This is a genomic window from Microbacterium excoecariae, from assembly GCF_011326725.1.
GTDB classification, from domain to species: Bacteria; Actinomycetota; Actinomycetes; order Actinomycetales; family Microbacteriaceae; genus Microbacterium; species Microbacterium excoecariae.
In genome coordinates, this window is the sequence record NZ_JAANCO010000001.1 from 1,294,235 (window position 1) to 1,307,149 (window position 12,915).

Consider the following 12,915-nt stretch of genomic DNA (forward strand, 5'->3'; position numbering starts at 1 on the left):
CGACGCCGACGAGAGGACGACGATGACGACGCCACACCCCGACGCCGCAATCCGGGAGGGATCCGCGAGCCTCGGTATCGAGCTCGGCTCCACGCGGATCAAGGCGTGCCTCACGACGCCAGACGGGCGCGTGATCGCGACCGGATCCCACGCCTGGGAGAACCAGTTCGTGGACGGCCACTGGACCTACGCGCTGGAGGACGTGCGCGCGGGCGTGCGCGCCGCCTACGCCGATCTCGTGTCGCGCATCGAGGCCGACGGCGGGTCGCGCCCGGGAGAGCTCGCTGCGATCGGCGTGTCCGCGATGATGCACGGATACCTCGCCTTCGACGCCGCGGGCGACCTGCTCGTGCCGTTCCGGACCTGGCGCGACGTGACGACGGGGCCGGCGGCGGCCGAGCTCTCGGACGAGCTCGACATCACCATCCCGCTGCGCTGGTCCGTCGCCCACCTCGCGCAGGCCGTGCGCGACGGCGAAGAGCACGTCGCCCGCGTGGCGCACGTCACGACGCTCGCGGGCTACGTCCACGAGCTCCTGACGGGCGTGCGCGCGCTCGGGATCGGGGACGCGTCGGGGATGTTCCCGATCGACTCGGCGACCGGCACCTACGACGCCGACCGGCTTCGGCGCGCGGACGCGGTCCTCGCGCGCCGGGGCGCGGGCCACCTGAGCCTGACCGACATCCTGCCCGAGGTGCGGCGCGCGGGCGAGGACGCGGGCCGCCTCACCGAGGCGGGCGCGCGTCTGCTCGATCCGACGGGTTCGCTCGCCCCCGGCGCCCTCGCCGCGCCGCCCGAGGGGGACGCGGGCACGGGGATGGTCGCCACGAACGCCGTCACGCCCCGGTCGGGCAACGTCAGCGCGGGCACGAGCATCTTCGGCATGGTCGTGCTCGAGCGCCCGCTCGCGCGGCGACACGACGACATCGACCTGGTGACGACGCCCGCGGGGGACGCCGTCGCGATGGTGCACTGCAACAACGGCGCCAGCGAGACGGGCGCCTGGGTGGGCGTGCTGCGGGAGTTCGCCGCGGCGATCGGTCACCCGGTCGCGGAGGACGAGGCATTCGCCGCGTTTCTCGCCGGCGCCCTCGAGCCGGACGCGGACGCGGGGGTGCTCGCGTACAACCACCTCTCGGGCGAGCCCGTGGCGGGCCTGTCGGAGGGGCGCCCCATCGTCGTGCGGACCCCCGGATCCGCCCTCACGCTCGCGGGGTTGGCGCGCGCGCAGGTGCGCGGATCCTTCGCCACCCTCGCGCTCGGGATGCGCGCGCTCCACGAGGAGGGCGTGACGATCGACGAGATGCGCGCGCACGGCGGGATCTTCCGCACGGCCGGCGTCGCCCAGCGGCTCCTGGCCGCGGCGCTCGGGTCCGACGTTGTCGTCGGAGACCAGGCGAGCGAGGGTGGGGCGTGGGGCATGGCCGTCCTCGCCGCCTATCGCGCCGCCGTGGTGGGCGGGGAGAGCGCGCCGCTGGCGGACTGGATCGCGCGCACCGCCTTCGCCGACGAAACCGTGGCGCGCGTCACGCCGTCCGGCGACGATATCCGCGACCACGACGCGTACCTGGCGACGTGGGAGGCGGGCCTCGAGATCGAGCGGGCCGCCGTCACGGCGCTCCCCGTCACAGCAGAAGGAGACCAGGCATGACCGCAATTCCCGCCGAGATGGCCGGCGCCGTCCAGGCCGCGCGCGAGCGCGTCGCAGCGCTGCACGCCGAGCTTCCCCGATGGGAGCTCGTCGCGTGGACGGCCGGCAACGTGTCCGAGCGCGTTCCCGGGGTGGCCGGGCACGACGATCTGCTCGTCATCAAGCCCTCGGGGGTGTCCTACGACGACCTCTCGCCGGCCGCGATGGTCGTGTGCGATCTCGACGGCACGCTCGTTGAGGGCGACCGCAGTCCGTCCTCCGACACGGCCGCGCACGCATACGTCTACCGCCATATGCCCGAGGTGGGCGGGGTCGTGCACACCCATTCGACCTACGCCACCGCGTGGGCGGCCCGCGGCGAGGAGATCCCGTGCGTCTTGACGATGATGGGGGACGAGTTCGGCGGGCCGATCCCCGTCGGCCCGTTCGCGATCATCGGCGACGACTCGATCGGTCGCGGCATCGTGGAGACGCTGCGCGGGCACCGTAGCCCCGCCGTGCTCATGCAGAACCACGGCCCCTTCACGATCGGGCGCGACGCGCGCTCCGCTGTCAAGGCCGCCGTCCTCCTCGAGGAGGTCGCGCGCACGGTGCACATCTCGCGCCAGCTCGGCGCGCCGCTCCCGATCCCCACAGAGCTGGTCGACCGGCTCTACGACCGCTACCAGAACGTGTACGGCCAGCGCTGACGCGGCCCGCGAAGAGAACAGGAATCGTCATGACCAAGCCCTACCAGGACAAGCAGATCTGGTTCCTCACGGGGAGCCAGGGGCTCTACGGCGAGGAGACCCTCGCGCAGGTCGCCGAGCAGTCGCGTGAGGTCGCGCGCGAGCTCGACGCCAGCGAGAGCGTGCCCGCACCGATCGTGTGGCGCCCCGTGCTGACGGATCCCGCCGCGATCCGCCGCGCGATGCTCGAGGCCAACGCCGACGACGACGTCATCGGCGTGGTCGTGTGGATGCACACCTTCAGCCCGGCGAAGATGTGGATCGCGGGCCTCGAGGCGCTCTCCAAGCCGCTGTTGCACCTGCACACGCAGGCGAACGTGGCGCTCCCGTGGGACTCGATCGACTTTGACTTCATGAACCTGAACCAGGCCGCGCACGGCGACCGCGAGTTCGGCTACATCCAGAGCCGTCTCGGCCTGGCCCGAAAGACTGTCGTGGGTCACGTCAGCGACGCGCGCGTTGCGGGCGAGGTGGGCACGTGGATCCGCGCCGCCGCAGGCCTCGCGGAGGCCCGCAGTCTGAAGGTCGTCCGCTTCGGCGACAACATGCGCTACGTCGCGGTCACCGAGGGGGACAAGACCGAGGCCGAAATCGCGCTCGGGGTGCAGGTCAACACGTGGGGCGTGAACGAGCTGGTCGAGCGCGTCGAGGCCGCCACCGCGGCTGAGGTCGACGCGCTCGTGGCGGAGTACGAGCGGCTCTACGACGTGGCCGACGAGCTGCGCGCGGGCGGCGAGCGGCACGCCTCGCTGCGCGACGCGGCCGCGATCGAGATCGGGCTGCGCGCGTTCCTCGTCGAGGGGGGCTTCCGTGCCTTCACCGACAACTTCGAGGACCTCGGCGGCCTGAAGCAGCTCCCGGGCATTGCCGTGCAGCGCCTGATGGCCGAGGGCTACGGCTTCGGGGGTGAGGGGGACTGGAAGACCGCCGTGCTCGTGCGCATCGCGAACGTGATGGGCCGCGGCCTCCCCGGCGGCGCGAGCCTCATGGAGGACTACACGTACGACCTCACGCCGGGCCACGAGCGGATCCTCGGAGCGCACATGCTCGAGGTGTCGCCGTCGCTCACCTCGGGCCGCGTGCGGGCGGAGATCCACCCACTCGGGATCGGCGGCAAGGAGGATCCGGTTCGCCTCGTGTTCACGGCGGATCCGGGCCCCGCCCTCGTCGTCGCGATGAGCGACATGCGCACGCGCTTCCGGCTGACGGCCAACGTCGTCGAGAACGTCGAGGCACCGGACCTGCCGAAGCTGCCCGTGGGGCGCGCCGTGTGGCGGCCTGAGCCCGACCTCCCCACGAGCGCGGCGTGCTGGATGACGGCGGGCGCGGCGCACCACACGGTCATGACGACCGCCGTGGGGATCGACTGCTTCCGCGATTTCGCCGAGATGGCGGGTATCGAGCTGCTCGAGATCGATGAGTCGACGACCGTGAATGAGTTCCGCAACGCGATGCGCTGGAACCAGGTCTACCACCACATCAACCAGGGCGTCTAAGCCCCGTATTCGCGCCGCGCCCGGCCGCTTGCCACCCCGCACACATCGGGGTTGACACGCGACCGGGCGCGGCGCCACACTATCTTTACAACGTTTACCTACAACGTTGTAAATTTGCGAGAGACATCGGAGTCTCTTCCCCGAGAGGACACAGCAATGAAGCAGAAAATCCTCGCCGCCGGCGGCACGGTGGCCGTCGCCGCGGCAGCGTTGACGGGCTGCTCGGGCGGCGCCGCCGAGGCGACGTGCACGAATGACATCGTCAACGAGGACGCCACCCAGGTCAGCGTCTGGGCCTGGTATCCGGCGTTCGAAGAGGTCGTCGACCTGTTCAACTCGTCGCACGATGACGTCCAGATCTGCTGGACGAACGCCGGCCAGGGCAACGACGAGTACACGAAGTTCTCCACCGCGATCGAGGCCGGCAGCGGCGCCCCCGACGTCATCATGCTCGAGTCGGAGGTGCTGTCGAGCTTCTCCATCCGCGACGCGCTCGTCGACCTCAGCGAATACGGCGCGGCCGACGTCGAGGGCGACTACACCGAGGGCGCCTGGCGCGACGTGTCGAGCGGCGACGCGGTCTACGCGATCCCCGTCGACGGCGGTCCCATGGGCATGCTCTACCGCCAGGACATCCTCGACGAGTACGGCATCGCGGCCCCGACCACGTGGGAGGAGTTCGCCGCGGCGGCCGAGACGCTGAAGGAGAACGGCGCGCCGGGCGTGCTCGCGAACTTCCCGCCGAACGGCCGCGCCTACACGCAGGCCCTGTTCGCGCAGGCCGGCAGCACCCCGTTCACCTACGACAGTGGCAACCCGCTCGAGATCGGCATCGACGTCGCCGACGACGCGTCCAAGGACGTGCTCGCCTACTGGCAGGACCTCGCCGAGCGCGATTTGATCGCGGTCGACGAGGCCTTCACCGCCGACTACAACACGAAGCTCGTCGACGGCTCCTACGCGATCTACGTCGCCGCGGCTTGGGGGCCGGGGTACCTGCAGGGGCTCGAGGGCAGCGACGAGGGCGCCGTGTGGCGCGCTGCCCCCGTCCCGCAGTGGGACGCGGCGAACCCCGTCCAGATCAACTGGGGCGGATCCGCCTTCGCCGTCACGAGCCAGGCCGACGACCCCGAGGCCGCGGCGCTCGTGGCGAAGGAGATCTTCGGCACCGAGGAGGCCTGGAAGATCGGCATCGAGGAGGCCGCGCTGTTCCCGCTGTGGCGCCCGATCCTCGAGTCCGACTACTTCCGCGACCTCGAGTACCCGTTCTTCGACGGCCAGCAGATCAACGCCGACGTCTTCCTCGACGCGGCGGCCGGCTACGGCGGCTTCACCTTCAGCCCGTTCCAGAACTATGCATATGACCAGCTGCAGGAGGAAGTGACGGCCGTGGTCGTGGACGGCGAGAAGGACGCGGGCGCCGCGCTCGACGACCTCCAGGCGACCCTCGAGGCGTACGCGACCGAGCAGGGCTTCGAGCTCCTCGACTGACTGCACGGCGGGCGGGGTGCGCCCCCGCCCGCCGCCGCGTCCGAAAGGCACACCATGACCACCACCGCTCCGGCGCCCGTGCGCGCCCGGCGACGCCGAGGCGTCGGCAGGCGCCAACACGTCGGCTGGCTCTTCGTCGCCCCGTTCCTCGTCGTCTTCGCCGCGTTCCTCGTCTTCCCGCTGATCTACGCCTTCGGCATGAGCCTGTTCAGCTCGACGCTCGCCGGCGGCACCCAGTTCGTCGGGGCCGGCAACTACGTGAAGGCGTTCACGGATCCGCTCTTTCTCGGCGGCGTGGGACGCGTCGTCCTGTACGCCGTCGTGATGATCCCGACGCAGCTCGGCATCGCGCTCGTCGCGGCCCTGCTGCTCGACTCGCTCGCCTCGCGCCTCGCGCAGGCGTCGCGCCTGCTGATCTTCGCGCCGTACGCGATCCCCGTCGTCATCGGTTCGCTGATGTGGAGCTTCCTGTACAGCCCGCGCTTCGGGCCGGGCGCGACGATCTTCGGCGTCTTCGGGCTCGACGCGCCGGACTTCCTGTCGTCGTCGAGCATCTTCTTCAGCCTCGTCAACGTCGTCACGTGGCAGTGGGCGGGCTACTACATGATCATCATCTACGCGGCCCTGCGGTCGGTGGATCCGTCGCTCTACGAGGCCGCGCGCATTGACGGAGCAAACGGGTTCCAGATCGCGACGCGCATCAAGATCCCGATCATCTCGTCTTCCATGGTCATGGTGATCACCTTCGCCCTGATCGGCACGATGCAGTTCTTCACCGAGCCGACGGTGCTGCGATCCGTCGCGTCGGGGGCCCTGCCCGCCGACTACACGCCGAACATGTACGCGTTCGCGCTGGCGTTCAGCTACAGCCAGTTCAACTACGCCTCGACGATCGCCTTCGCCCTCGCGTTCGTGGTCTTCCTCGGGTCGTTCGCCTTCCTCTTCCTCACCCGCAAGCAGAACGGACTCCGGTGATGGCCCTTTCGACCGGCCCGCACACGACCGTCACGGGGCTCCCGAGCCGCGTCAATCGCTCCGCAGGGCGTCGCACGGGCGGGCGCCGCATCGGATCCCACGTCCTCCTCGCGATCCTCGCGCTGTACTTCGTCGTCCCCATCTGGTGGCTCGTCGTCGCGGCGACGAAGTCGACGGGCGACCTGTTCTCGACGCCGGCGTTCTGGTTCGGCGACCCGACCGCCTTCGTCGACAACGTCGTCGGGCTGTTCCAGCACCAGGGCGGCATGTACTGGCGGTGGCTGGGGAACTCGTTCTTCTACGCGTTCGTGTCCGGGACGGGCGCCACGATCATCGCCGTGCTGGCGGGCTACGGGTTCGCGAAGTTCCGCTTCCGCGGCCGCGGGTTCCTCTTCGGCATGATCCTCGGATCCGTCATGGTCCCGCTGACCGCCCTCGTGATCCCCACCTTCATGCTGCTGAGCGACTACAACCTCATCGACACCCCGTGGGCGGTGATCCTGCCGTCGCTGCTGAACGTGTTCGGGGTCTACCTCATGCGCGTCTACACGCAGGACGCCGTGCCCGACGAGCTGCTCGAGGCCGCGCGCATCGACGGCGCGGGGGAGTGGCGCACGTTCGTGCAGGTCGTGTTGCCGCTGCTCAAGCCCGCCATCGTCACCGTGCTGCTCCTGTCGATCGTCGGCACCTGGAACAACTTCTTCCTCCCGCTGGCCGTGCTCACGAGCCCCGACCTGCTCCCCGTGACCGTGGGCCTGAACCGCTGGCTCGCGCTCTCGAACGCCGGCGCCGGCGGCGAGCAGGTGTGGAACCTCATCACCTCGGGCGCCTTCATCTCCGTCGTTCCGCTGATCCTGTCGTTCCTGCTCCTGCAGCGCTACTGGCAGGGTGGGCTCACGCTCGGCAGCGTGAAGTGACCGCCCCCTCTCGACCTACCGACCGCACCGCCCCTCCCGAAGGAGACACCATGTCCGAAGCCCGCATCACCCTCGACCCGCGCGTGGCCGTCGGCCCGATCCACCGCAACCTGTTCGGGGGGTTCGTCGAGCACCTGGGCCGGCACGTGTACGACGGGATCTACGAGCCCGGCCACCCCGAGGCCGACGCCGAGGGCTTCCGCCGCGACGTGATCGAGCTCGTCCGCGAGCTGGGCGTGGCGACCATCCGCTACCCGGGGGGCAACTTCGTCTCGGGGTTCCGCTGGGAGGACAGCGTGGGCCCGCGCGCCGAGCGCCCGCGCCGGCTCGACCTCGCCTGGCACTCGACCGAGACCAACGAGGTCGGCCTGCACGAGTTCGCGGGCTGGCTTGAGAAGGTCGGCAGCGAGATGATGCTCGCCCTCAACCTCGGCACGCGCGGAACGCTCGAGGCGCTCGACCTGCTCGAGTACACCAACATCGCGGGCGGCACGGAGCTGTCCGACCGCCGCGCCGCGCACGGGCGCTCGGAGCCCTTCAACGTGCGCATGTGGTGCCTCGGCAACGAGATGGACGGGCCGTGGCAGCTCGGCCACCGCAGCGCCGATGACTACGGCAAGATCGCCTCGCAGACGGCGAAGGCCATGCGCCAGGTGGATCCGGACCTGCAGCTTGTCGTGTGCGGATCCTCGAGCGCCCACATGCCCACCTTCGGCGAGTGGGAACGCGTCGTGCTGCACCACGCCTACGACGACGTCGACTACATCTCGTGCCACGCCTACTACGAGCCGACGGACGGCGACGTGGACTCGTTCCTCGCCTCGGCGGTCGACATGGATGGATTCATCGAGACCGTCGTGAACACGGCCGACCACGTCGCGGCGGTGCGTGGCTCCTCGAAGCGGATCAACATCTCGTTCGACGAGTGGAACGTCTGGTACCAGAGCCGGTTCGCGAACGTGGACAAGATCGAGGGCACCGACAACTGGCCGATCGCGCCGCGCCTGCTCGAGGACGTGTACTCGGTCATGGACGCCGTCGTGTTCGGCAACCTCATGATCTCGCTCCTCAAGCACGCCGACCGCGTCACGAGCGCGTCCCTGGCGCAGCTCGTCAACGTCATCGCGCCGATCATGACGGAGCCGGGCGGCCCGGCCTGGCGCCAGACCACCTTCTTCCCGTTCTCGCTGACCTCGCGCCTCGCGCGCGGCACCGCGCTGCAGCTCGTGGTCGAGGCGCCCACGTACTCCACGGCGCGCTACGGCGAGGTGCCGCTCGTGGACGCCGTCGCGACGCACGACGCCGAGGCGGGCGAGTCGGCGGTGTTCCTCGTGAACCGCTCGCAGACGGAGGAGCTGGAGGTCACCGTCGACGTCTCGCGGCTGGGCGACGTCGCAGTGCGCGAGGTCCACGCGATCTTCGATGAGGATCCGCACGCCGCGAACACGCTCGAGAACACCGAGCGCGTGGCGCCGAAGGGCAACGACACGGCCGCCGTCGCGGGCGGCGCTCTGACGATCACGCTGCCGCCCGTATCCTGGACCGCGGTGGGCCTGTCCTGACGCAGGCCAGCGAGGACGAGGAGCAAACCATGGCGACGATGCCGGACACGAGCGAGCGCAACTGGGCGGGAAACGTCGCCTATCGGGCCGAGCGGATCCTCGAGCCCACCTCTCTCGAGGAGCTGCGGGGCGCCGTGTCGGCGGGCGGGCGCGTGCGCGCGCTCGGGTCGCGGCACTCGTTCACCGACATCGCCGACACGGACGGCGCCCTGATCTCGCTCGCGCGCATGCCGCGCGAGGTCGAGATCCTGCCGGGCGCCGTCCGCGTCGCGGGCGGCCTGCGCTACGGCGACATCGTCGGCGAGCTCGACGCAGCGGGGCGCGCGCTCGCAAACCTCGCGTCGCTGCCGCACATCTCCGTCGCCGGCGCCGTGCAGACGGGAACGCACGGATCCGGCGACCGGGTGCCCTCGCTCGCAGCCGCCGTCCGCGCGGTGACGGTCGTCGGCCCCGACGGCGAGCTGCGCACGGTGCGGCGCGGCGACGCCGACTTCGGCGGATCCGTCGTCTCGCTCGGGTCACTCGGCATTGTCACGAGCCTGGAGCTCGAAACGGAACCGGCCTACGAGGTCGCGCAGACCGTCTTCGACGGGCCGCTGTGGGACCGGATCCTCGAGCGCTTCGACGAGGTCAGCGCCCTCGGTCACAGCGTGAGCATCTTCACGACCTGGGCGCCCGGGGACCGCGCACAGGCGGTGTGGGTCAAGCGGCGCGCGCTCGCCGCGGGGCCGGGCGATGCCCCGGCGGCCGACCTGCTCGGCGCCGTGCGCGCCGATGGCCCGCGGCACCCGATCGCGGGAGCGGTGGCGGAGGCCTGCAGCCCGCAGCTCGGCGAGCCGGGCCCCTGGTTCGCCCGCCTGCCGCACTTCCGCCTGGACTTCACGCCGTCGGTCGGCGACGAGGTGCAGAGCGAGTACCTCGTGCCGCGGCAGCACGCGGCGGCCGCGATCGCCGCCGTGCGCGCGCGGGGGGAGGCGATCTCCCCGGTCCTGCACGTGTGCGAGATCCGGACGATCGCCGCCGACGACCAGTGGCTGAGCCCCTCGTCGGGGCGGGACAGCGTCGCGCTGCACTTCACGTGGCACCGCGACGAGCAGGCCGTGCGCCAGGTGCTGCCTGTGCTGGAGGAGGCGCTGGAGCCCTTCGATGCGCGCCCCCACTGGGGCAAGGTGTTCGACATGGGGGCGGAGCGCCTCCGCCAGCTGTATCCCCGATTCGAGGACTTCCGGGCGCTCCGCGCGCGGGTGGATCCGTCGGGCGTGTTCGGCAACGCGTTCCTCGACCGCGTGGGGCTCGGCGCATGACCGCCGGCGTTCGGCGGGCACCGTGCCCGCGACGCTGAAGGACGTCGCGCGCGAGGCCGGCGTGTCGATCAAGACGGTCTCGAACGTGATCCACGACTACCCCCACATCCGCCCGGACACGCGCGATCGGGTCGAGCGCGCGATCGCTGAGCTCGGCTACACGCCGAACCAGACGGCGCGGAACCTCCGGTCGGGGCGCACGGGCGTCATCGGCCTCGCGCTGCCCGATCTCGCGCTGAGCTACTTCGCGGAGCTTGCGGCGGCCGTCATCGCCGCCGCCGAGCGGCGGGGTCTCGCCGTGCAGGTCGAGCAGACCGGCGGCACGCGCGCGCGCGAGCTGGCCCTCCTCGGCGCCGCGCGCGTCAAGATGACCGACGGGCTCATCTTCAGCCCGCTGGAGATGGGGCAGGACGACGCGGGCGCCCTCGCCGTCGACTATCCGCTCGTCCTCCTCGGCGAGCGGATCTTCGGCGGTCCGGCCGATCACGTGACGATGCACAACGTGGAGGCGGCGCGGGCCGCCACCGACTTCCTCCTGGACAGCGGGCGACGCCGCATCGCGCTCGTGGGCGCGCACGAGGGGGAGGTCATCGGATCCGCGGGTCTGCGACTGCGGGGCTATCGCGAGGCGATCGAGGGGCGCGGCCTCGCGGTCGACGAGGCGCTCATTGCGCCCGCGGGGGAGTGGCACCGCGTCGACGGCCTCCACGCGACGCGGCGCCTGCTCGCGAGTGGCGCGCGGTTCGACGCCCTGTTTGCGCTCAACGACACCCTCGCGTTCGGGGCGTTGCGCGCGCTCGACGAGGCCGGCCTGGAGGTCCCCGCGGACGTCGCCGTCGTCGGGTTCGACGACATCGACGAGGCCGCGTACTCGATCCCCACGCTCACGACGGTCGATCCGGGGCGGGCGTGGATCGCGGAGCGCGCGGTCGACGCCCTCGTCGAGCGGATCGCGGATCCGGACGCCGCCCCGCGGGAGCTGCTCGCCGATTTTCGCGTCGTCGAGCGCGAGTCGGCGTCCGGCTGATCCGGCCTACGCGGTCGACGCCACCGCCGCGTCGAGGGCCCGGCCGATCTGCAGGAGCTGATCCGCCGTGAGCGCGCCCATCGCCGCGAGATCCCACACGCTCATGCTCGGCGGGAGGGTGAGCGCCTCCGTCCGGAAGAGGTCGGGTGCCACACCCTCGATCGCGCGGCGTTGCGTGGCCACGCGGGCGAGCTCGACGAGCGGCGCCGCGAGCAGGTCGGACTGCGGCACGTCGGCGGCGTGCGGCAGCGGCTCGGCGAGCGCGGCGGCGCGCGCGCGGTCGGCGCGCACGCGCAGGTGCTCGGAACCGATAGCCCCGGTCCGCGGCAGGCCCAGGCGGACGAACTGGCTGTCCGGCGCGTCCGACGCCCGCATCTCCTCTACAAGGAGCTGCGCCATGCGCGCCTCGACGGTCTCGTCGTCGAGGGGCGCGGTCTGGTGCGGATCGTTCTCGAGATCAAACAGCAGGGTGCCGTGGCTCCACGAGTTGAGCCACCCCGCGCGCGCCGGCATTCGCATGGTCCGCAGGCCCTTCGTGAACGCGCGGGGCGGGGCGGGTTCCCACGCCGCCAACTCGTCGGGCGCGAATCGGGCGCGCATGTGGGTGGGCATGAGCGTGTACTCCTCGAGCGGGCCTCCCGCGCACTCGGCGCTGGCGCGCATGTAGACGTAGCGCCCGTCGGTCACGTTGATGTGGCCGCCATGGATCCCGAACAGCGCCCGCTCGCGCGGCGCGGCTTCGGGATGGGCGAGATCGCGCCCCTGCATGTCGGGCGTGGCGTCGACGCCGAAGAAGCCGAGGAGGGTTGGCGCGATGTCGATCGTCTGCGCGAGGTCGCCGCGGCGCTCGTCGGCGCCCGCGGTGCGCGGGTCCCAGAGGAACATCGGCAGGTGCACGAGCTCGTTGAACCACGGCTGGACCGACTTGGCCCACCAGCCGTGCTCGCCGAGGAGGAAGCCGTGATCCGTGTTCACGATGAGCATGGTGTCGCGCCACATGTCATGGCGATCCATCGCGTCGAGCACTCGGCCGAGGGAATGGTCGCACATCGACACGAGCGCGGCGTATTCGGATCGGGCCTCGGCGACCATGTCCGTGCTCTCGGTGACCTTGCGGTACCCCGGCCAGTCGAACGGCTGCTCGGGGGCGTCGCCGTAGCGGCGCCGGTACGCGTCGTGCACGAAGAACGGCTCGTGCGGGTCGAACAGCTCAAGCTGGAGCATCCAGCGATCCGCGCCCGCGTTCGTGTCGAGGAACTCGATCCCGGCGTCGACGGTCAGGGTCTGGGAGTGCTCTGCCTCCGTCGGCATGTGCCGGCGGTTGACGGCATCCTGAGCGACCATGCGCGCGTGGACGGGCGCGGCGGGGTCGGTGGATCCGACGACCCCCTTCCACGGGTCGCCCTCCTGCCCGCGGAAGAACTCCCAGGTGCTGTAGCGCGTGTGATAGGTCGCCCCGCCGTCCTCCCAGTAGTGGGGGTGGTCGCTCGCCAGGTGCGTGTGCACGCCGGCGGATCCGAGCATCTCCGGCATCGAGTCGTCGAACGGCTCGAGCGGGCCCCAGCTGCGGTGGAGGAAGTTGTAGCGGCCCGTGTGCATCTCGCGCCGTGCCGGCATACAGGGCATGGATCCGGCGTAGAAGTTGTCGAACGTCACAGCGCGCTCCGCGAGCCGGGCGAAGTTCGGGGCGTCGACGACCGTGTCGCCGTATGCGGGGAGCATGTGGCGATTGAGGCTGTCGAACATCAGGACGATGGCGCGCAT

10 protein-coding genes are annotated in these 12,915 nt (G+C 71.1%); 9 read left to right on the forward strand and 1 reads right to left on the reverse strand.

Features of this window, described 5'->3' with window-relative positions:
• Window positions 1-22 precede the first annotated feature (22 nt).
• From G8E01_RS05850 to G8E01_RS05890, 9 genes are all read left to right on the forward strand, one after another.
• The gene (locus G8E01_RS05850) at window positions 23-1,651 is read left to right on the forward strand and encodes a xylulokinase (protein ID WP_205827430.1); all 1,629 of its coding nucleotides are present in this window, start codon (window positions 23-25) and stop codon (window positions 1,649-1,651) included.
• Window positions 1,648-2,340: an L-ribulose-5-phosphate 4-epimerase gene (locus G8E01_RS05855; RefSeq protein WP_166317132.1), complete on the forward strand. Its 693-nt coding sequence runs from the start codon at window positions 1,648-1,650 to the stop codon at window positions 2,338-2,340. Before G8E01_RS05850 ends, G8E01_RS05855 begins: the two co-directional genes overlap by 4 nt.
• Before the next feature lie 29 nt (window positions 2,341-2,369).
• Window positions 2,370-3,875, forward strand: coding sequence for an L-arabinose isomerase (gene araA, locus G8E01_RS05860; protein ID WP_166317135.1), 1,506 nt, complete (start codon window positions 2,370-2,372; stop codon window positions 3,873-3,875).
• A gap of 156 nt (window positions 3,876-4,031) precedes the next feature.
• A complete protein-coding gene (locus tag G8E01_RS05865) occupies window positions 4,032-5,366 on the forward strand; it encodes an ABC transporter substrate-binding protein (protein ID WP_166317138.1) in 1,335 nt (444 codons plus the stop codon).
• A 54-nt stretch (window positions 5,367-5,420) separates the two neighbouring features.
• Window positions 5,421-6,341 (forward strand): carbohydrate ABC transporter permease, encoded by a 921-nt coding sequence (locus tag G8E01_RS05870; RefSeq protein WP_166317141.1) that lies wholly within the window; start codon window positions 5,421-5,423, stop codon window positions 6,339-6,341.
• Entirely contained in the window at window positions 6,341-7,258 is a 918-nt protein-coding gene (locus G8E01_RS05875; RefSeq protein WP_166317144.1) for a carbohydrate ABC transporter permease, read from the forward strand. The genes G8E01_RS05870 and G8E01_RS05875 overlap by 1 nt, the downstream gene beginning before the upstream one ends.
• 50 nt (window positions 7,259-7,308) lie before the next feature.
• Window positions 7,309-8,820, forward strand: a complete 1,512-nt coding sequence (gene arfA / locus G8E01_RS05880; RefSeq protein ID WP_166317147.1) for an arabinosylfuranosidase ArfA — start codon at window positions 7,309-7,311, stop codon at window positions 8,818-8,820.
• A 38-nt stretch (window positions 8,821-8,858) separates the two neighbouring features.
• Window positions 8,859-10,124: a D-arabinono-1,4-lactone oxidase gene (locus G8E01_RS05885; protein ID WP_205827431.1), complete on the forward strand. Its 1,266-nt coding sequence runs from the start codon at window positions 8,859-8,861 to the stop codon at window positions 10,122-10,124.
• Window positions 10,125-10,146: 22 nt separating this feature from the next.
• Complete coding sequence (locus tag G8E01_RS05890) at window positions 10,147-11,151, forward strand: substrate-binding domain-containing protein (RefSeq protein WP_166317155.1); 1,005 nt, start codon at window positions 10,147-10,149, stop codon at window positions 11,149-11,151.
• 6 nt (window positions 11,152-11,157) lie between these two features.
• Here G8E01_RS05890 and G8E01_RS05895 read toward each other — a convergent pair whose 3' ends face one another.
• The gene (locus G8E01_RS05895) at window positions 11,158-12,915 is read right to left on the reverse strand and encodes a sulfatase (RefSeq protein ID WP_166317158.1); all 1,758 of its coding nucleotides are present in this window, start codon (window positions 12,913-12,915) and stop codon (window positions 11,158-11,160) included.